Annotated in this window: 20 protein-coding genes; 13 read left to right on the top strand and 7 right to left on the bottom strand. The window is 61.1% G+C overall.

Annotation, left to right across the window (positions count from 1 at the left end; all coding sequences use genetic code 11):
* Window position 1: 1 nt before the first annotated feature.
* Entirely contained in the window at window positions 2-286 is a 285-nt protein-coding gene (locus ACFR99_RS04200) for a hypothetical protein (RefSeq protein WP_390284683.1), read from the bottom strand.
* 136 nt (window positions 287-422) lie between these two features.
* On the opposite strand from ACFR99_RS04200, the gene ACFR99_RS04195 reads away from it, so the two are divergent.
* The 3 genes from ACFR99_RS04195 (at window position 423) to ACFR99_RS04185 (ending at window position 4,123) form a co-directional block, all read left to right on the top strand.
* Window positions 423-1,109: a VOC family protein gene (locus ACFR99_RS04195; RefSeq protein ID WP_390284681.1), complete on the top strand. Its 687-nt coding sequence runs from the start codon at window positions 423-425 to the stop codon at window positions 1,107-1,109.
* 57 nt (window positions 1,110-1,166) lie between these two features.
* Window positions 1,167-2,546, top strand: coding sequence for an arylsulfotransferase family protein (locus tag ACFR99_RS04190; protein WP_390284679.1), 1,380 nt, complete (start codon window positions 1,167-1,169; stop codon window positions 2,544-2,546).
* Window positions 2,547-3,010: 464 nt separating this feature from the next.
* Window positions 3,011-4,123, top strand: coding sequence for an acyltransferase family protein (locus tag ACFR99_RS04185; protein ID WP_390284677.1), 1,113 nt, complete (start codon window positions 3,011-3,013; stop codon window positions 4,121-4,123).
* Window positions 4,124-4,299: 176 nt separating this feature from the next.
* On the opposite strand, the gene ACFR99_RS04180 is transcribed toward ACFR99_RS04185, so the two are convergent.
* The 4 genes from ACFR99_RS04180 to ACFR99_RS04165 form a co-directional block, all read right to left on the bottom strand.
* Window positions 4,300-4,677 carry an ArsR/SmtB family transcription factor gene (locus tag ACFR99_RS04180; protein WP_390284675.1) on the bottom strand — a complete coding sequence of 126 codons (378 nt, stop codon included), beginning with the start codon at window positions 4,675-4,677 and terminating at the stop codon, window positions 4,300-4,302.
* Between the two features lie 426 nt (window positions 4,678-5,103).
* Window positions 5,104-6,033 (bottom strand): permease, encoded by a 930-nt coding sequence (locus ACFR99_RS04175; protein WP_390284673.1) that lies wholly within the window; start codon window positions 6,031-6,033, stop codon window positions 5,104-5,106.
* A 6-nt stretch (window positions 6,034-6,039) separates the two neighbouring features.
* A complete protein-coding gene (locus ACFR99_RS04170; RefSeq protein WP_390284671.1) occupies window positions 6,040-6,282 on the bottom strand; it encodes a thioredoxin family protein in 243 nt (80 codons plus the stop codon).
* A gap of 469 nt (window positions 6,283-6,751) precedes the next feature.
* The gene (locus ACFR99_RS04165; RefSeq protein ID WP_390284669.1) at window positions 6,752-7,174 is read right to left on the bottom strand and encodes a RidA family protein; all 423 of its coding nucleotides are present in this window, start codon (window positions 7,172-7,174) and stop codon (window positions 6,752-6,754) included.
* 140 nt (window positions 7,175-7,314) lie between these two features.
* Here ACFR99_RS04165 and ACFR99_RS04160 point away from each other — a divergent pair, with 140 nt between their 5' ends.
* The 3 genes from ACFR99_RS04160 to ACFR99_RS04150 are packed head-to-tail and all read left to right on the top strand — an operon-like array spanning window position 7,315 to window position 9,326.
* Window positions 7,315-7,713: an ArsR/SmtB family transcription factor gene (locus ACFR99_RS04160; protein ID WP_390284667.1), complete on the top strand. Its 399-nt coding sequence runs from the start codon at window positions 7,315-7,317 to the stop codon at window positions 7,711-7,713.
* Window positions 7,706-8,872, top strand: coding sequence for an ACR3 family arsenite efflux transporter (gene arsB, locus ACFR99_RS04155; protein WP_390284665.1), 1,167 nt, complete (start codon window positions 7,706-7,708; stop codon window positions 8,870-8,872). The genes ACFR99_RS04160 and arsB overlap by 8 nt, the downstream gene beginning before the upstream one ends.
* Before the next feature lie 10 nt (window positions 8,873-8,882).
* Window positions 8,883-9,326: an arsenate-mycothiol transferase ArsC gene (locus tag ACFR99_RS04150; protein ID WP_390284663.1), complete on the top strand. Its 444-nt coding sequence runs from the start codon at window positions 8,883-8,885 to the stop codon at window positions 9,324-9,326.
* A 38-nt stretch (window positions 9,327-9,364) separates the two neighbouring features.
* On the opposite strand, the gene ACFR99_RS04145 is transcribed toward ACFR99_RS04150, so the two are convergent.
* Together ACFR99_RS04145 and ACFR99_RS04140 are read right to left on the bottom strand one after the other, a co-directional pair.
* Window positions 9,365-9,655: a DUF5779 family protein gene (locus ACFR99_RS04145; RefSeq protein ID WP_390284661.1), complete on the bottom strand. Its 291-nt coding sequence runs from the start codon at window positions 9,653-9,655 to the stop codon at window positions 9,365-9,367.
* 311 nt (window positions 9,656-9,966) lie between these two features.
* Window positions 9,967-10,422 (bottom strand): ferritin-like domain-containing protein, encoded by a 456-nt coding sequence (locus ACFR99_RS04140; RefSeq protein ID WP_390284659.1) that lies wholly within the window; start codon window positions 10,420-10,422, stop codon window positions 9,967-9,969.
* A gap of 923 nt (window positions 10,423-11,345) precedes the next feature.
* On the opposite strand from ACFR99_RS04140, the gene ACFR99_RS04135 reads away from it, so the two are divergent.
* From ACFR99_RS04135 to leuD, 7 genes are all read left to right on the top strand, one after another.
* Window positions 11,346-12,590, top strand: a complete 1,245-nt coding sequence (locus ACFR99_RS04135) for a LeuA family protein (protein WP_465260892.1) — start codon at window positions 11,346-11,348, stop codon at window positions 12,588-12,590.
* 323 nt (window positions 12,591-12,913) lie between these two features.
* Window positions 12,914-14,719 (top strand): biosynthetic-type acetolactate synthase large subunit, encoded by a 1,806-nt coding sequence (ilvB, locus tag ACFR99_RS04130; RefSeq protein ID WP_390284657.1) that lies wholly within the window; start codon window positions 12,914-12,916, stop codon window positions 14,717-14,719.
* Complete coding sequence (gene ilvN, locus ACFR99_RS04125) at window positions 14,716-15,378, top strand: acetolactate synthase small subunit (RefSeq protein WP_390284655.1); 663 nt, start codon at window positions 14,716-14,718, stop codon at window positions 15,376-15,378. Before ilvB ends, ilvN begins: the two co-directional genes overlap by 4 nt.
* Complete coding sequence (ilvC, locus tag ACFR99_RS04120; RefSeq protein ID WP_390284653.1) at window positions 15,371-16,423, top strand: ketol-acid reductoisomerase; 1,053 nt, start codon at window positions 15,371-15,373, stop codon at window positions 16,421-16,423. The genes ilvN and ilvC overlap by 8 nt, the downstream gene beginning before the upstream one ends.
* Window positions 16,424-16,449: 26 nt before the next feature.
* Window positions 16,450-16,734, top strand: a complete 285-nt coding sequence (locus tag ACFR99_RS04115; RefSeq protein ID WP_390284651.1) for a hypothetical protein — start codon at window positions 16,450-16,452, stop codon at window positions 16,732-16,734.
* Window positions 16,731-18,152, top strand: a complete 1,422-nt coding sequence (gene leuC, locus ACFR99_RS04110; protein WP_390284649.1) for a 3-isopropylmalate dehydratase large subunit — start codon at window positions 16,731-16,733, stop codon at window positions 18,150-18,152. The genes ACFR99_RS04115 and leuC overlap by 4 nt, the downstream gene beginning before the upstream one ends.
* Window positions 18,149-18,784: a 3-isopropylmalate dehydratase small subunit gene (leuD, locus tag ACFR99_RS04105; RefSeq protein ID WP_390284647.1), complete on the top strand. Its 636-nt coding sequence runs from the start codon at window positions 18,149-18,151 to the stop codon at window positions 18,782-18,784. The genes leuC and leuD overlap by 4 nt, the downstream gene beginning before the upstream one ends.
* Window positions 18,785-18,926 lie beyond the last annotated feature (142 nt).

Here is an 18,926-nt window from a genome sequence, read left to right as displayed (position 1 = left end):
GCTAGTCGTCCTCCTCTTCGTGTTCCTCGTATTCGTCTTCGTACTCGTCGTCCTCGTGTTCTTCGTACTCGTTGTCCTCGTGTTCACCGTCGCCTTGCGTCCCGACCGCCGGTGTGAAGTCTTCGTTCGGTGTCGGTGCATCGCTCGCGATAGGCGGGTTCTCGGTATCGGCCAGCGAGTCGACGCCGAGTCCGGGCGCCGCCAGCGAGAGCGCGACGACACTGGTCAACACCGCGCCGGCGAGCGTGAGCGAAACGAGTCTGTTCGTCGGAACTGGGATTCTCATGGGACAGGTGCAGATAGCTCACTGGCTTATCTATCATTTCGCGTCCATCGATCGAATGTTCGTCCAACCATCGAATCGTCTGGTTCGATCGCCGACTGCCGACGATTCTTTATTCCTCCTTCGAGTAGCCTGCGTCATGCTAACAGGGCTTGCCTGGCTGGCACTCGAGGTCAAATATCTCGAGCCAGCGCGGGCGTTCTACGAGGAGACGCTGGGACTGCCTATCCGTGAGCGCGGAGACGACGAACTCGTCGCCGCGGCCGGCGAGACCGATCTCGTGCTCCGCCGGCCAAGCGGGCTCCCTCGGGGTGGCCTGCACACCCACTATGCGTTCTCGATCCCCGAATCCGAGTACGACGACTGGTGGGATCGGCTCTCGGAGTCGTACGACCTCGAGGAGGCCCGGTTCGGCCCCGCGCGGTCGCTGTATCTGTACGATCCCGACGGCAACTGCGTTGAGCTCGGCCAACAGGACGTAGGCGGCCCTGGAATCGACGGGATCTTCGAGGTCGTCCTCGAGGTCGAGGACCTCGAGCGCGCGATGGCCTTCTACGAGGCCCTGGGGTTCGAGACCGTCGACGAAGGCGACGACCGAACGCGGGTACGACTCCACGGCCCGATGGCGCTGGAGCTCTGGGAGCCCCATCTGGGGATCGCCGACGCCCGCGGCGGCGTCCACGTCGATTTGGGATTCGAGACCGACGACCCGACCGCCGCACTCGCGGCCGTGCGCGATCGAATCGGTTCGCTCGAGCGGGAGACGGACGACGAGATCGTCGTTCGCGATCCGGACGGGCACTTCCTGACGTTCATCGGTCCGTGAACGTGCCCGTACCCCTATTATCCGCCCCGTGGAAGGACGGCAGACGGCGAGACACGAATGGTTCGATCGACAGTCGTGGCGGTGCGGGAACGGCTCACCCGGAATCACCTTCGAATCGGGTTCCTCGTGGTGCTGCTGGCGTGTGCTGCGGGAATCGCCTACGGGACGGGCGGTGAATCCGCGGCCGAGTACACGGACGCCCCGACCGATGCACCGGCGGCCGACAACTACACTGTCATCACGCAGTCGGGGCGGGTCGGTAATATCCTCGCGTACGCGCCCAACGGAAGCCTCGTCTATTCCAACGATACGCACACGAAGTACTACGACGTCGATCCCGTCGAAAACGAGTCGATGACCGTCGAGTACGCCGCGACGGACACGCTGTACGCCGAGAGTCCACGGTGTCAGGATCCCCCCTGTGCCCGCAACGTCATCGAACGAGCGAACCTCTCGACGGGTGAGGTGACCGAGGTCTACGCCCAGTACGTCCACCGGGAGACCGCCGGCGAGTGGCACGACGCCGACCGGATCGACGACCGACACATCGTCGTCGCCGATATCGCCGCCGATCAGGTGTTCATGGTCGACACCGAAACGGAGATGATCGAGTGGACCTGGGACGCCCAGAGTGACTTTCCCGTCACGGGCGGCGGTTCCTACCCCGGCAACTGGGTGCATCTCAACGACGTGGAAGTCCTCGAGGACGGGCGCGTAATGGCCAGTCTCCGGAATCAGGACCAGGTCGTCTTCATCAATCCCGAAACCGGACTAGCAGACGACTGGACGCTCGGGGCGGAAGACGAGTACTCGATCCTGAACGAACAACACAATCCGGATTACATCCCCGAGTCACGCGGCGGCCCCGCCGTCGTCGTCGCTGACTCCGAAAACGGCCGCGTCCAGGAATTCCAGCGCGAAAACGGAGATTGGAATCGGAGCTGGGTCTGGTCCGACGACCGGATGCAGTGGCCTCGTGACGCCGATCGGCTGCCCAACGGCAACACGCTCGTCACCGACACCGGGGGCGAGCGCGTCCTCGAGGTCAACCAGAGCGGCGACATCGTCTGGCAACTCGACGTGCCCCATCCCTACGACGCCGAACGACTCGAGACCGGCGACGAGAGCACCGGCGGGCAGAGCGCGGCGGCGCTCGGGCTCACATCGCAACGAAGCAGTTCCGACGACAATGACGGCCATCGGGATGTCGACCTCGACTTCTTCGATCCGATCGTCGATGGCGTCCGAACGCTCGCTCCGTCTCACGTCGTCACGTTCGTTATCCAGTCCAGTCCCCCGTGGGTGACTCCGTCCGACCTTGGCCCAATTATCGTCGGCCTCGCCACGGCACTGATCTGGGGAAGCACCGAACTCGGGTGGTTCCTTCGATCTCGTGGGATAGGGATCCGCCTACCCGTTTATCGGAAAGAGAAGTAGTTGACCGTTCTGCCATGCTTTTGGTTTCCGACTCGAGCACCGGCCGTAAGCGGGAAAAGAAACATCGGACGAACGGCGTTTGACTACCGGTGGAATGCAAGCACGGACTCGGCTGAGCCGCCTACCGCAGGCAAATCGAGGCTGGCGAGTAGCGATAGCTGTGTTCTGAGAGTGGTCTGAGCGACAGCCACAGCGGAAACAAGTGAGTGATTCGATATCTTCTCGACACTCGATAGCGTTCGAGTCATTCTTCGTCTCGTTTCGGTGCCCCTACCGAGTGAGACCTAGCTTTTGCTGCCGCCGCGATTGATTGAATGGGCAGCTAGCGACTATCAAGTAATTCTATTGAGCGAATGAGAGAATGACGAGAGCAGAAGATGGCCATCAAGCCCTGTAGAGGGGATCCTAACACACTTGGAATCAAAAAAAGGTTGATAAGGACTTCATCAAAGACAATCTCCGTAATGACTGATCGGATCCACAGTATCGATGCAATGCGAACCATTGCGATCGTGTTCGTCGTACTGGTACACACTGATCCGTTTCAGGGTGTTAATACATACGGAAATATGATAAATTTTGGAACGAAAACGGTCTCGCGGTTCGCTGTCCCCTTCTTTTTCATCGCATCGGGATACTTTTTTGCGCTCAAAACGGCCCACCGCGATCCCACCACGTACCTCGCCGAGCGAATTGTCAAACTCACATCCCTCTACCTCTTTGGACTCATGCTTGTCGTTCCGATGTTCTTCGGAGAAGACCTTGCTCAAGCAGAGTTTGCCGGGCAGTCACTTCGAGCTACAGCAGTCAGCAGCGTTGTTGAGTTCCTTGATCCAGTCGAACTCCTGTACTACGGTACGTCAGTTTCTGAGATCCTCTGGTTCCTTCCTGCTCTCCTCTTCTCGCTGTTTTTCGTTTATTTTGTCACGGTACTTGGAAGGCCGACCTACGTACTTCCAGTTGCGCTGTGTTTTCACCTCATAGGGCTTCTCGACGGGACCTACACGATGTTCGTCGACATCCCCTTCGAGACCCGAGACGCTCTATTCTTCGGATTCTTTTACACTAGTGTGGGATACACTATTCGCAAACGAAGTTGGACCCCATCGACAGACAAAGCCTGGCTCCTCCTCGGTTTCGTCGGCTTATTCATCGTGTTACAATTCGCGGAGTTCTACGTTCTGGGATACCCTCTTCGCGACGAGCCGTTCGGGTCGTACGTTTACGCCCCGAGTTACGGGATCTCCACAGCGCTACTAAGTGTCTCGCTGTTCCTGTTTCTTCTCTCACGGCCGACGCTTTTCACCGATACGCCGCTTCCCACGTTGGGCATTTACGCTGTCGGGATATACGTGACCCATCCAATGGTATTTGCACTCCTTCGAGCTTTCCGTGAGACACTGGAGTCAATGGGGTACGCTATTGATTCGTTGGTCGTCTGGCACCTCTCATTCACTCCCGCAACGATCCTCGGCGCACTCGCAGTCTATCTACTCGCTCACAAATTCCGAATAATCGAGATCGGTGGCAGTCATTTACCCGGCGAACCATGGCTTCGGTCTCGCAGATCGAAGTGACAGGAAGGAATCATATACCTCTTCACACGATGTTGATTACATCCACTTCTATGATGAATTGGTCGACAAGTACGTGGCACACAGTAAACCCAGCTGATTTTGTCAGTATCTCGTAGGTGTCGATCCACGGTGAAGTTTTTGTTGCCGCTGCGATTGGTTGAGTGGACAACTAGCGATTATTCACCCCCCGCGAGCGCATGTGCGATCTCGAGCAACTGGAGGGCTGCGGTGTCACCGATCCGGTAGTAGGTCCACTTGCCTTGGCGTCGCGTCTTGACAAGCCCAGCGTCTTTGAGCTCTCGTAGATGGCTCGCAACCGTCGACTGGGGCGCGTCGAGGACGACCTGTAACTCACATGCACACAGTTCGCCCTCTTTGAGGGCCTCGAGGATTCGGATCCGGTGTTCGTTCGCCAGCGCTTTGAACACGCCAAGCTGTGCGTCCACCTGTTCGTCGTCCGGTGCGAGTTCGAACAGCGACGTCAGTCGGTTTTCAGGGTCCTCGTAGAGTCGATCCAGCGTCTGCCGCGTCGATTCGGGTACTGAGTCACTCATCGTTGTTTATTACTCTCCATCGTCAGTCGATCCTGCGCCGGTCAGTGCAGCCACGATCTTGCCAAACAGCGAATTAGCCATACATATCGATAAAGGTCGTTTTAACACTAAAGGTTTCGATCAGAGAGAGGTATATGGGCTGAATGTTGCTCATTCCAGTGTTGAACGTTGTCTTTTCAATTCAGGGATTCCCGATACGATACGGCGATCTCGGAACGTACTACCGGATGCAATATCGGATGAATCGTTCTCTTCTACTGGAAAGAGTCACTGTGCGGTCAATTCCGGTGCCGACATCGCGCTGGACGCTGCCGTCATCAAGCACTGTATCCCCGCTACTGCGCTACTCGGTCGCTTCGCTCCCTGCGTTGCTCCTTGAGGACGGGGCATTAGCGCCTGATTTCAGGTAAACAGCCGACTGCGAATCTAGAGTAGGAGATTGAAGAGCAATCCAATGGTCAAGATACCTGCCGCTAGTGTGGTCGCATATGCCGCGATCAGTTCCTTCTTCATCACTTTATTCAGGATCATGAACTGCGGGAACGAGAGTGCGGCGACCGACATCATGAACGCCAGGCCCGTCCCAACCGGCAGTCCTTTCCCGATCAGCGATTCGACGACCGGTATGACGCCGAGGATGTCGGTGTACATCGGGACGCCGACGGCGACCGCGCCGAAGACGCCAAGCGGCCCCGACAGATACTGTGTTACCAGTTCGCCGGGCAGGTAGCCGTGGATAGCTGCACCCGCTCCGACGCCAACGATCACGTATGGAACGATTTCGACGATGATGTCTTTTGCCTCGACATAGGCCTCTCTGGCACGCTCTTTCCGGGAGGGTTCATCGATTTCGACATCCGACTCGCCGAAATTGAACTCCTCGATGTATCTGTCAAAGCCCAGTTTATTGAGCGTGTAGCCGCTGGACATTCCGATCACGATCCCACTCACCGCATACAGAGCTGTCAGTTTGAGTCCGACGACGCCCGGCAGCACGACGAGCGCGGCTTCGTTGATCATCGGTGAGACTGCGAGGAAGGTTATCGTGACCCCGAACGGGATTCCCGCACCGACCATTCCGAGGAATATCGGGATCGTCGAACAGGAGCAAAATGGGGAGACGATTCCGAGCAACGCGGCGAGTGCATACCCCGTTATTGCTCGCTTCCCGGCGAGATAGTCCCGGATCTTCTCCGGTGGAAAGTACGTTCGGAGGTACGTCACGCCGAAAATCACGACGATGAGTATTGAGAGGATCTTCAGCGTGTCGTAGATCCAGAAATGAGCCGCCGCTCTCAGCGAACCCGTGAGTCCGAGAGCGTCGACTACGTACGTGGCTATCTGTTCGAAAACCATGGTTTCTTACAACCGTTCCTCGATGAGCTCCTGTAACTGGTCTTCAGGCGGATTCGACCCGGTGAAGACCATTTCGCCGTCGATTTCGAAGCCTGGCGTGGACATAATGCCTTTCTCTGCCAGCTTCGCCATGTCTCCTTCCTTCTCTACGTCTGCGTCGAATCCGTTTTCCTCGACGACGTTCTGCGCTTTCTCCTTGAGCCGCGAGCAGTTGCTACAACCGTCCGGTCCGTAAACGGTGATTTTCATCGGTTACCACCGACTTTTTCGATTTCGACGCTCCAACGCCGGGAGTCATCTGCCGTCAAACCTGTTCCAGCCTGCGCGTTGGCGGTCTTGTCGACCATTGGATCTGCCATACATATCGACAAAGTCCGGTTCGGTATTAGTACGTTTCGATAAAATCCGATTTGTTCGGCCGGGGCTTACTCAGAGGTAGTCCTCGAGAGCGGGTATGTATTACTAGTTCGGGAAAGACAAAATATTGCGGATAGCTGGCTCATTCGAGAGAATAGCAGGTAATACATCCGGGAAACGCAAGTACTCATATGATCCTCGCAGGTTCATACCGGGTGTGATTGGACTCGAATCGAGCTTCGGTTGAATCGAGAAATATCGATGTAGAGATCAACACCGTCTACACGGGCGACTTACTTCGGCACACTGTTTCTCGGATAGCGTTCAGCTATCCCACGAGAACCGTTCGAGAACGAAATCTTCACTCGATCGCCGCAACCGCGTCGAGCTGAACGCTTGCACCGCCAAGTAACTCCGAAACACCGACGACGGCGCGCGCCGGGAGCTGCTCGCCGAACGCCTCACGGTAGACCTCGTTGACCGCGTCGTACTGCTCGAGGTCGGTGAGATACACCGTCACTTTGAGCACGTCGTCGAGTGTTCGGCCCTGTTCTTCGAGTGCCATCTCGAGGTTCGAGAGCGCGCGGTTCATCTGTGCCGCCGCCGGTTGATCGCCGTCGACCACACCGTCCTCGGTCGGGAGTTGGCCTTCCAGAAACAGGAGGTCGGAACCCCCGGTCTTCGTGCCGTAGCCGCCGGTGAACGCGGTGCCAGCACGCTGTTTGCGACTCGAGACGCTTGCACGAGACGGCAACTGATGCTGATCGATATTCGACTGTTGCACACTACGATTGAATAGCTCCTCACTTATAGGAGTGTTGGGGGACACGCACAAGTCTGTTACTAGATCGCAAACACCGATACAATCGGTATTATCGGCCGGCGGTCGGAAGCATTAATTGAGAGGACTCTCAATTGAGAGTGATGTCAACAGCGACGCAACGTCTCCACCGCTATCTCGAGGACGAACTCGACGACTGCCGTCCCGAAGACGTCGAGAAACGGATCGACGAGCTCGACACGCTCGAAGCGGTGCTCTCGACCGAGCGGATCGAGTCGGACCTCAACGTGCTGTCGGCGCTCGCGAACGAAACGCGGTACAAGCTCGTTCGACTGCTCGTCGCCGCCGACGGGGAGCTCTGTGTCTGTGAACTGAACGCGATGGTTGAGACGAGCGAAAGCGCCATCAGCCACGCGCTCTCGGAGTTAACCGACGCCGGTCTCGTGACACGCCGAAAGGACGGCCGGTGGCGGAAGTATCGTGCCTCGAACGCTGCGGTTTCGATCCTGACGCTACTGGATGGGGTGATCACGGATGAGTAGCGCCGACGCGCACGAACACGGCCCGAACTGTGGCTGCGAGAGCTGTGGTGACCCGCGGTCGATGGATTTCCTCGATAAGTACCTCACCGTCTGGATCTTCGGGGCGATGGCCGTCGGCGTCGGACTCGGGTTCGTCGCGCCGTCGGTCACCGGGCCGATCCGAGAATTCCACCTCGTCGAGATCGGGCTGGTCGCGATGATGTATCCGCCGCTGGCGAAAGCGGACTACTCGCGGCTTCCGACCGTCTTTCGCAACTGGCGCGTCCTCGGATTGAGCCTCATTCAAAACTGGCTCATCGGCCCAACACTGATGTTCGGGCTCGCGGTCGTCTTCTTCAGCGGGCTCGTTCCCGGGCTTCCCGCACGCCCGGAGTACTTCCTCGGGCTCGTCTTCATCGGCATGGCACGGTGTATTGCGATGGTGCTCGTCTGGAACGAACTCGCCGAGGGCTCGACCGAGTACGTCACCGGGCTGGTCGCCTTTAACAGCCTCTTTCAGATCATCACCTACGGGGTGTACATCTGGTTCTTCGGCCTGTTTCTCCCACCACTGCTCGGGATGGAGACACTCGTTGCCGGCATCGAGACGTTCAACGTAACGCCAACCCAGGTATTCAGGGCGATCGTCGTCTTCCTCGGTATCCCCTTTGCCGGCGGCTTCCTTACCCGGTACGTCGGAACGCGAACCAAAGGCGAGGAGTGGTACGACGAGACGCTCGTCCCCAAAATCGATCCCGTGACGCTGGTCGCGCTCCTGTTTACCGTCATCGTGATGTTCGCGACCCAGGGCGAGACCATCGTCGCATCGCCCGGTGACGTCCTCCTGATCGCCGTCCCACTGACGATCTACTTCGTCGTCATGTTCCTCGTGAGCTTCGGGATGGGCAGAGGGATCGGCGCAGATTACTCGACGACGACTGCGATCGGTTTCACCGCCGCCTCGAACAACTTCGAACTCGCGATCGCAGTCGCGGTCGCCGTCTTCGGCGTCGGCTCCGGCGTCGCCTTCACGACAGTCGTCGGCCCACTGATCGAGGTCCCCGTCCTACTTGCGCTGGTCAACGTTGCGCTGTACTTCCAGCGACGCTTCGACTGGACCGGTGCCACGACCGGCCGCCTCGAGACATCACCCCCAGGATCGACCCCTGACGACGACTGATACCACGCCAATGATTTCACACACCGATTCCACCGACCCGACTCGCATCGCCTTCGTCTGCGTCCAGAACGCGGGCCGCTCACAGATGGCCTATGCGTTCGCGCAACAGGAACTGAAACGGCGAGACCTCGCAGACGAGATCGACCTCCTCACCGGCGGCACGCGACCGGCCGACCACGTCCACGACGAAGTCGTCGACGCGATGGCCGAAGCGGGTATCGACATCGCCGATCGGACGCCACGCGAGGTCACGTTCGAGGACCTCCAGGCGAGTGACTACGTCATCACAATGGGCTGTTCGGCCTCCGACGTCTGTCCAGCAGGCTGGGCCGGCGAGAACCGCGACTGGGACCTCGAGGATCCGGACGGAAAATCACCCGAAGCGGTCGCGACGATCCGTGACGAGATCGAGCATCGAGTCGGCCGGCTGTTCGACGAACTCGAGTCAGCCTAAGAAACAGTTCACCTGACTGTGCTCGCTCTCCGAGGCGATCACAGCCGGCTCGTACTCACGTCCACGCCTGGCGGCGTCACGAGCAGAAAGCCACGGAAGTGAACGAGATTCCCACCCGATTCCTTGACGTCGCGTGCGAAGCCCGACGCCAGTTCGTTGACGTTCCCCTCGACGTTGAGGACGAGCACGTTCCCCTTCGAGATCGCCTCGATCCACTCCTCAGCCGGCGTCTCTCCGTCGAGGACGCCGAGGACGATGCTGCCTTCGATCTCGAGTTCCTCGTCGATGTGTTCCTCGACGGCCCGAAGGTCGAGGTCGAAATCGCTCATACCGGGTGGGTCGAACCGCGATGAGAAAAACGTTCGCCTCCAACCTGTTACGCGACGCTCACTCGCGTTGCTCGTTCGCTCGGTGAAAGATCGATCAAAAGCACAGCGTTACCCCCTCAGCCGCGCCGTTGGCGCGGCTTCGAGGGTTCCTCGGCCGGCTCGCTCACTGCTCACGACTACGCCGTTCGCCTTCTTGCGGCGCGCTGCATCTCCGTTCGCTCGCGGATGTTCATACGGACTCCTGTCGGTCAGTGCCGGCCAGCCGCGACCTCCTACACGGGTGCGCCGGTACACAGTGACAGCAGACCGTGTCAATCCATGGGGAACTCTTTCTGGAACCCGCGGAACTCGGTACGGTGGGCCTCCTCGTCGGCAAGGATCGTCACCGCTACGTCTTCGGTGACCGGGTCGTTCGCATCGTCGGCCGCCTCGATCAACGACCGATAGGTCTCGATGGCGGCCTCCTCAGCCTCAAGGACGCCCTCGATGACCGACTGGACGTCGGTTGTGTCTTCGGGCGGCTGGAGGCTGTGCTGGTTGGCCTCGAACGACTCCGAGCCCGGCGGGGACTCGTCGAGCTGTTTCAGTCGTTCGCCGAGGATTCGCGCGTGGTCGAGTTCCTCCTGAATGTCTGCCTCGAGGCTCTCTTTGACTTCCTCGGCGTGAATACCATCGAGGACGATCGCGTTCGTCTGGTAGTTCATTACGGTCTCGAACTCGTCGATATACGCCTTCGTCAGCAGGTCAGTGATCTCGTCGGTCGTCATGCGGCCGCTTCTACAGCGGCCACGTATAAAGTATTGACATGTGTACATGCTTGTTCCATTCCATTGACTCATCGCATTCCATAAACCCGTGGTCCACAAAACTCACAATGAGTAAACTACCCCGCCCTACTCGCTCCCTCCCGCCTTGCGGCGGTCGGTCACTCCTTGAGGACGGGGCTTTACCGCAACGACATTGTGCCCCGTGACCCCATGCGTGGACGCGGCCCGACTTCCTTTTATCGTCCACGAAGTGGGCAGCGGGCCGAAGTTGTTGCTGCGGCCCGGACTTACCGAACCTGTTTCGTGGATTGTCCCGCCGATTTAATTCCCGGTGTTCTCTCGCTCTACCCCAAAATGGGGACGGAGAGGCCAGTGGCGTCACGTTCGCGGTCGTCGTTCCCGAGTATAGGGTACGGTACTCCCGCACCACAGGAACCAGTTTACTGGTGGCTCCTCTCGCCCCCGACATGTGCGAGGGCGACAGTAACACCAGGTACGTTGCCGAGTGTATTACTCTTGTACGAACGCGCTTCCTCTCCTCCCTACTCGCGTCTCCGACGCTCGTTGAGGAAGGAGGCTCCGCGCTACAGCGTGCTGAACGCTCATCCAGAAACGGGATTAAAAATCGCGAGATGCCACAATCCGGTCCCCTCGCAATCGGACACGGTGACCGTTCGTCGATCAGCGAGCGCGCGCGAGTGCTCGAGTGAGCTCGATCGGGGCCAAGCGGGTAAGAATTCGTGGCTACTGCTCGAGAACCACGGCGATCAGCGGACTCATGCTATACAGTATTAGGAAGTATGGTCGGATAATAGGTCGACGCCGTCTGGCGATTTTCGAAACTCAATAAACGATTGTGATGGTATCGATCGACGGCCACCGTCGGAGACAGCGGTAGTTTTATATATGTCGTCGCACCTGGGATTCAGATACAATGTCTTCACAAGACAGCCCATCCTCTGACAACAGTCAGGGGGGTCGAGTTCTTCCAGGGCACGTTAGATTCCACTGACGAAATAGAGTCAGCACGTGTCTTCGATACGACCCTCCGGGACGGCGAGCAGTCGCCCGGCACTTCGTTCTCTTACGACGATAAACGGCAGATCGCGTCCATCTTGGACGAGATGGGAACCCACGTCATCGAGGCCGGGTTCCCCGTCAACTCGGACGCCGAGTTCGAGGCCGTTCGTGACATCGCTTCGGCAACCAGTTCGACGACCTGTGGCCTCGCCCGCGTCGTCGACAAGGACATCGAAGCGGCGCTCGATTCCGGCGTCGAGATGGTGCACACGTTCGTGTCCACCAGCGACGTCCAGATCGAGGATTCGATGCACGCCACCCGTGAGGAGGTCGTAGAACGCGCAGTCGAGTCGGTCGAACGCATCACTGAGGCGGGCGCAACCTGCATGTTCTCGCCGATGGATGCGACGCGAACCGACGAACAGTTCCTGATCGAGGTCATCGAGGCGGTCACCGAGGCCGGAACCGACTGGATCAACATTCCCGACACCACCGGTGTCGCAACCCCGACCCGGTTCAAGGCCATGATCGAGAAGGTCCTGGCCCACACCGACGCTCGGGTCGACGTCCACGCACACGACGACTTCGGGCTGGCCACCGCCAACGCCCTGGCCGGCATCGAAGCGGGTGCCTCCCAGGCACAGGTCTCGGTCAACTCCATCGGTGAGCGGGCCGGCAACGCCGCCTACGAGGAGTTCGTGATGGCCGTCGAGTCGCTCTACCAGACCGACACGGGGATCGACACGACGCGTATCACCGAGCTCTCGGAAATCGTCGAGGAGAAAAGCGGGATGCCGACTCCGGGCAACAAGCCCGTCGTCGGCGACAACGCCTTCTCCCACGAGAGCGGTATCCACGCCGCCGGCGTCATCGAAAACTCCGACACCTTCGAGCCCGGCGTGATGACCCCCGAAATGATCGGTGCCGAGCGCAAGCTCGTCATGGGGAAACACACCGGGACTCACTCGGTCCGCGAACGGCTCGTCGAGTGTGGCTTCGACCCCACCGACGAGCAGGTACGCGCAGTCACCCGCCGCGTCAAAGACTACGGGGCAGAGAAGCGCCGCGTCACGGTCGACGTCCTGGAGCGCTTCGCCGAGGAAGCTGGCGTCGAACGCCAGTCCGAGGAAGAGGAGGTGCGCGTCTGAGGGATGTCCTCCCCGTTTGCCACCGGCCGCGAGCCCCTGCTATCGCGTTTGCTCCCGAAAGCTGGCGCGACTCGTAAGCATTATGATCCTCGAGAGAGCTACGTAACCACTAATGACGGTTCGCGCTCCCCTGTCGGCTCGTGTTCGCACAGTCGACACCAGCGCGCTCGCTCCGATTCGTATTGTAGGGGCGTTCTAGCCCCATCTTCAGTACCTCGCAGCTCCGGACCGGCATCCGCATCGTTCTCCGAGCGATCAGCAATCCACCAGATGACACACTACCGTACACCACCCGATCGCCGCACACCGGCGGGAGGCAATCGATGAGCGAACGCGCAGCAAAGGTCACACCACCGGAAGACGAACAGAACGACGACCAGATCACCGACGGCGCCGCACCCGACGCGGTGACCGAGTCCGAGGGCGAGGCGACGACCGAGCCCGTCACGTCGGGTGCCGAGTCCGTCGTCCGCGCACTCGAGAACGCGGGCGTCGAGTACGCCTTCGGCGTGCAGGGCGGGGCGATCATGCCCGTCTACGACGCGCTGTACGATTCGGACATTCGTCACGTGACGATGGCCCACGAACAGGGCGCGGCCCACGCGGCCGACGCCTACGGCATTGTCTCGGGCGAACCGGGCGTCTGTCTCGCGACGTCAGGGCCGGGCGCGACCAACCTGGTCACCGGCATCGCCGACGCCGACATGGACTCCGATCCGCTGCTCGCGCTGACGGGACAGGTTCCGACGGAGTTCGTCGGCAACGACGCCTTCCAGGAGACCGACACCACCGGCGTCACGACGCCGATCACGAAGGACAACACCTTCGCAAGCGACGCGGACCGCGTCGGCAGCGACGTCAGCGAGGCGTTCGCCCTCGCCCGTGAGGGGCGACCGGGACCGACCCTGGTCGACCTCCCCAAAGACGTCACCAAAAGCGAAACCGACCGCGAGCCCGACGAGCCGAAAACGCCCGACACCTATCAGGTGCAGGAACGGGCCGACCCCGAAATCGTCGCGGCTGCGGCCGACCGAATCGAAAACGCCAATCGCCCCGTTATGCTGCTTGGCGGCGGCGTCATCAAAGGCGAGGCCAGCGAGGCCTGCCGTGAGTTCGCCATCGAACACGATATCCCGGTCATCACCACGATGCCCGGCATCGGCGCGTTCCCCGAGGACCACGAACTGTCCCTCGAGATGGCGGGGATGCACGGCACCGGCTACGCCAACATGGCGATCACCCACTGTGATACGCTGATCGGGATCGGCACCCGGTTCGACGATCGCCTGACCGGCGGCATCGAGACCTTCGCGCCCGACGCGGAGCTCATCCACGTCGACATCGATCCCGCCGAGATCTCGAAGAACATCCACGCGGACTATCCGCTGGTCGGCGACGCCGAAACCGTCGTCGAGCAACTCGCCGAGGCGGTCGACGAGTCGCCGGCAGCCACGAAGTGGCGCGCCCAGTGCCAGCAGTGGAAGTCCGACTACTCGATGGCTTACGACGCGCCCGAGGACGAACCGGTCCAGCCGGAGTTCGTCGTTGAAGCCCTCGATGAAGCCACGAGCGACCGGGCGATCGTCACTACCGGCGTCGGCCAGCACCAGATGTGGGCCTGCCAGTACTGGACCTACACCGAACCGCGCACCTGGGTCTCGAGTCACGGACTCGGGACGATGGGCTATGGCCTGCCATCCGCCATCGGCGCGCGGCTGGCGGCCGACGACGATCAGGAGGTCGTCTGTATCGACGGCGACGGCTCGTTCCTGATGACGCTGCAGGAACTCTCCGTGGCCGTCCGTGAGAACTTGGACATCACGGTCGCCGTGCTCAACAACGAGTACATCGGCATGGTCCGGCAGTGGCAGGACGCCTTCTTCGAGGGCCGCCACGCCGCCTCGGACTACAACTGGATGCCCGAGTTCGACAAGCTCGCCGAAGCCTTCGGCGCCTGTGGCTTCCGCATCGACGACTACGACGACGTCGCCGAGACCATCGAGGACGCACTCGCCTACGACGGCCCCTCGGTGATCGACGTCCACATCGATCCCGACGCCAACGTCTACCCGATGGTGCCAAGCGGCGGCGACAACGGTCAGTTCGCACTGACGGAGGATCAGCTATGAAACGAGGACTCGAAGGCCCACCACCGGAAGAGCGACCGACGCCAGCGGGACGGCGCAACAAACAGGGCATTCGCATCGACCCCGAAGTCGAGGCGACCCACGAGCCCCGGCGCACCGTCATCTCGGCGCTGGTCGAGCACGAACCCGGCGTGCTCTCTGACGTCTCGGGACTGTTCTCGAGACGGCAGTTCAACATCGAGAGCCTGACCGTCGGGCCCACCGAAGACGAGGATCGCGCGCGAATCACGATCGTCGTCGAGGAGCCCGACCCGGGAATCGACCAGGTCGAGAAACAGCTGCGCAAGCTCGTGCCGGTCATCTCCGTGCGCGAACTCGAGCCCGACGCGATGCGCCGCGAACTGGCGCTCGTGAAAGTCGCTGCCGAGGATCCCGCAGCGGTCAGCGCCGTCGCGGACATGTACGACGCGACGGCCGTCGACTCGAGTCCGGAGACGGCCACCTTCGAAATCACCGGCTCGCGCCAGAAGATCGAGGCCGCAGTCGACACCTTCAGCCAGTTCGGCATCCGTGAGATCTCCCGGACGGGGCTGACGGCGATGGCTCGCGGCACGGATCAGACCGCTGGCGTCGACCTGACAGCACAGTCCGCCGACGAGGCGAACTATGGCGACTATACCCAACCAGCAGACGATGACTGACGAATTCACCACCGACATTTACTATGACGACGACGCAGACGTATCGACGCTCGACGACGAGACCGTGGCCGTACTCGGCTACGGCAGCCAGGGTCACGCCCACGCGCTGAACCTCCATGAGAGTGAAGTCGACGTAGTCGTCGGCCTGCGCGAGGACTCCTCCTCGCGATCGGCCGCCGAAGCCGACGGGCTCACCGTGACGACGCCCGGCGACGCGGTCGCACAGGCCTCCTACGTCTCCGTGCTTGTCCCCGACACCGTTCAGGCGTCGGTCTACGAGAACGCCATCGCGCCCAACCTCGAGGCGGGTGACACGCTCCAGTTCGCCCACGGGCTGAACATCCACTACAACCAGATCGAGCCGCCGGAAGACGTCGACGTGACGATGGTCGCGCCCAAGAGCCCGGGCCACCTCGTCCGCCGGAACTACGAGAACGACGAAGGGACACCCGGTCTGCTGGCGGTCTACCAGGATACGACCGGCGACGCTCAGGAGCGCGCCCTCGCGTACGCGAAGGGAATCGGCTGTACCCGCGCCGGCGTCATCGAGACGACGTTCCAGGAGGAGGTCGAATCCGACCTCTTCGGCGAGCAGGCCGTCCTCTGTGGCGGCGTCACCTCGCTGGTCAAACACGGCTACGAGACGCTGGTCGACGCGGGCTACTCGCCCGAGATCGCCTACTTCGAGTGTCTCAACGAGCTCAAACTGATCGTCGACCTGATGTACGAAGGCGGCAACATGGAGATGTGGAACTCCGTCTCCGACACCGCCGAGTACGGCGGGCTCACCCGCGGCGACCGCGTCGTCGACGAGTCCGTCCGTGAAAACATGGACGAGATTCTCGAAGAGATTCAAAACGGCGAGTTCACGCGCGAGTGGATCCTCGAGAACCAGGCTGGCCGCCCGAGTTACAGCCAACTCCGCAACGCAGAACAGAACCACGAGATCGAAGACGTCGGCGAACGACTGCGCGACCTGTTCGCCTGGGCTGAGGAAGACGACGAGACGGAAGACGAGTCCGTCCAGGTCCAGGCCGACGACTAACGAACGACTACCGAGCACGAGCACCCATGAACGACACCGAGAACACGACAGACACGATGGCCGACGTCAGCCACACGAACCCCTACACCGGGGAGACGGCTGGCCGGCTGTTCAACCGCGGGCCGATCGTCGCCGCCGACGGGGGCGAGGCAGAGGCCAACGGGAACGGACGTACCGACACGAAACGAACGATGCGTGACGTCGACCACACGCCGCCGAAAGAGGCCGACGACGCGAACCGCGTCTTCGAGCGCGGGACCGAACACGGGAAGCGAGCCGACCGTGAGACGGTAGTAGAGGACGAGGAATGAGCGAGGGAACACTGTACGATAAGGTCTGGGACCGACACAAAGTCACCACGCTGCCGACCGGACAGGATCAGCTGTTCGTCGGCCTGCACCTCATCCACGAGGTCACGAGCCCGCAGGCGTTCGGGATGCTTCGCGAGCGCGACCTCGAGGTCGCCTATCCGAAGCTGACCCACGCGACGGTCGACCACATCGTCCCGACGGCCGACCAGTCCCGCCCCTACGAGGAGGACGCGGCCGAGGAAATGATGTCCGAACTCGAGGAGAACGTCCGCGAGGCCGGCATCGAGTTCTCCGACCCGACGACGGGCGATCAGGGGATCGTCCACGTCATCGGACCAGAGCAGGGGCTGACCCAGCCCGGCAAGACGATCGTCTGTGGGGACTCCCACACCAGCACGCACGGTGCCTTCGGCGCGCTCGCCTTCGGCATCGGTACCTCCCAGATCCGCGACGTGCTCGCGACGGGCACCGTCGCGATGGAGAAACAGAAGGTCCGCAAAATCCAGGTCGACGGCGAACTCGGCGAGGGTGTCGAAGCCAAAGACATCATCCTCGAGATCATCCGCCGACTCGGCACCGAAGGCGGCGTCGGCTACGTCTACGAGTACGCCGGCGAGGCCATCGAGAACCTCAACATGGAAGGTCGGATGTCGATCTGTAACATGTCCATCGAGGGCGGCGCTCGCGCGGGCTACGTCAACCCCGACGAGACCACCTACGAGTGGCTCGAAGAGACGGACTACTTCCAGGAAAACCCCGAGAAGTTCGACGAGCTCAAACCCTACTGGGAGTCGATCCGGAGCGATGAGGACGCCGAGTACGACGACGTCGTCCACATCGACGCGAGCGAGCTCGAGCCGGTCGTCACCTGGGGCACCACGCCCGGCCAGGGCGTCGGCGTCACCGAGCCGATCCCGGCACCCGATGACCTGCCCGAGGAGAAACAGGACACGGCCCGACGCGCACAGGAACACATGCGCGTCGAGCCCGGCGAGACGATGGAAGGCTACGACATCGACGTCGCCTTCCTCGGCTCCTGTACGAACGCCCGCCTGCCGGACCTGCGACGCGCCGCGGAGATCATCGAGGGCCGGCAGGTCGACGAGGACGTCCGTGCGATGGTCGTTCCCGGTAGTCAGCGCGTCCAGCGGGCCGCAGAGGAAGAAGGGCTGAAAGACACCTTCGAGGAAGCTGGCTTCGAGTGGCGCAACGCCGGCTGCTCGATGTGTCTCGGCATGAACGAAGACCAACTCGAGGGCGACGAGGCCAGTGCCTCCTCCTCGAACCGGAACTTCGTCGGCCGGCAGGGCAGCAAGGACGGACGGACCGTCCTGATGAACCCGCAGATGGTCGCCGCAGCGGCGGTCACCGGGGAGGTCTCTGATGTGCGCGATCTGAAGGAGGTGAATCTGGCATGAGCGACGAAGTCGAAATTCCGGAAGTCGATTACGTCGCTGGCTCGGGCGTCCCGATCCGCGGAAACGACATCGACACCGACCAGATCATCCCCGCGCGATTCATGAAGGTCGTCACCTTCGACGGGCTGGGCGAGTTCGCCTTCTTCGACCTGCGATTCGACGACGACGACAACCAGAAGGACCACCCGATGAACGAGGAGCGGTTCCAGGATTCATCGGTGATGGTCGTCAACAGTAACTTCGGCTGTGGCTCCTCGCGCGAGCATGCACCCCAGGCGCTAATGCGCTGGGGCATCGACGCGATCATCGGCGAGAGCTTCGCCGAAATCTTCGCTGGCAACTGCCTGGCACTCGGTATCCCGACCGTCACGGCGGACAGCGAGACGATCGAAGAACTGCAGGACTGGGTCGACGCAAACCCCGACGGCGAGATCGAGATCGACGTCGAAGCCGAGGAAGTGACCTACGGCGACACTACGATCGACGTCACCGTCGATGAGGCCCAGCGCAAGGCTCTCGTCGAAGGCGTCTGGGACACGACAGCGCTGATGAAGTCCAACGCCGACGCAGTCCGCGAGAAGGCGAAGGAACTCCCCTACGTCGAGGACGAAGCGATCCCCGAAGCAGAGTAAGGAGTCGGTTTCGACCGGTCGCTCCGTTTTCGTTCTGAGTCGAGTCACAAACGGGCCTCGAGTCGCCACTCTTCACTTGCTGTTACGAACGCGGTGAGAGGCCCCGGAATCGCGAGATACTTCGGACGATAGCCCGGAATAA

This window comes from Haloarchaeobius amylolyticus, from assembly GCF_042678045.1.
GTDB lineage: Archaea > Halobacteriota > Halobacteria > Halobacteriales > Natrialbaceae > Natrinema > Natrinema amylolyticus_A.
This window is presented reverse-complemented; position numbering and strand designations above follow the sequence as displayed.

Bases quoted from the DNA above. Each gene is read 5' to 3' on its own strand.
- ACFR99_RS04200 (WP_390284683.1), bottom strand. From the start codon at position 286: ATGAGAATCCCAGTTCCGACGAACAGACTCGTTTCGCTCACGCTCGCC.
- ACFR99_RS04195 (WP_390284681.1), top strand. From the start codon at position 423: ATGCTAACAGGGCTTGCCTGGCTGGCACTCGAGGTCAAATATCTCGAG.
- ACFR99_RS04190 (WP_390284679.1), top strand. From the start codon at position 1,167: ATGGTTCGATCGACAGTCGTGGCGGTGCGGGAACGGCTCACCCGGAAT.
- ACFR99_RS04185 (WP_390284677.1), top strand. From the start codon at position 3,011: ATGACTGATCGGATCCACAGTATCGATGCAATGCGAACCATTGCGATC.
- ACFR99_RS04180 (WP_390284675.1), bottom strand. From the start codon at position 4,677: ATGAGTGACTCAGTACCCGAATCGACGCGGCAGACGCTGGATCGACTC.
- ACFR99_RS04175 (WP_390284673.1), bottom strand. From the start codon at position 6,033: ATGGTTTTCGAACAGATAGCCACGTACGTAGTCGACGCTCTCGGACTC.
- ACFR99_RS04170 (WP_390284671.1), bottom strand. From the start codon at position 6,282: ATGAAAATCACCGTTTACGGACCGGACGGTTGTAGCAACTGCTCGCGG.
- ACFR99_RS04160 (WP_390284667.1), top strand. From the start codon at position 7,315: ATGTCAACAGCGACGCAACGTCTCCACCGCTATCTCGAGGACGAACTC.
- arsB (WP_390284665.1), top strand. From the start codon at position 7,706: ATGAGTAGCGCCGACGCGCACGAACACGGCCCGAACTGTGGCTGCGAG.
- ACFR99_RS04150 (WP_390284663.1), top strand. From the start codon at position 8,883: ATGATTTCACACACCGATTCCACCGACCCGACTCGCATCGCCTTCGTC.
- ACFR99_RS04145 (WP_390284661.1), bottom strand. From the start codon at position 9,655: ATGAGCGATTTCGACCTCGACCTTCGGGCCGTCGAGGAACACATCGAC.
- ACFR99_RS04140 (WP_390284659.1), bottom strand. From the start codon at position 10,422: ATGACGACCGACGAGATCACTGACCTGCTGACGAAGGCGTATATCGAC.
- ilvB (WP_390284657.1), top strand. From the start codon at position 12,914: ATGAGCGAACGCGCAGCAAAGGTCACACCACCGGAAGACGAACAGAAC.
- ilvN (WP_390284655.1), top strand. From the start codon at position 14,716: ATGAAACGAGGACTCGAAGGCCCACCACCGGAAGAGCGACCGACGCCA.
- ilvC (WP_390284653.1), top strand. From the start codon at position 15,371: ATGACTGACGAATTCACCACCGACATTTACTATGACGACGACGCAGAC.
- ACFR99_RS04115 (WP_390284651.1), top strand. From the start codon at position 16,450: ATGAACGACACCGAGAACACGACAGACACGATGGCCGACGTCAGCCAC.
- leuC (WP_390284649.1), top strand. From the start codon at position 16,731: ATGAGCGAGGGAACACTGTACGATAAGGTCTGGGACCGACACAAAGTC.
- leuD (WP_390284647.1), top strand. From the start codon at position 18,149: ATGAGCGACGAAGTCGAAATTCCGGAAGTCGATTACGTCGCTGGCTCG.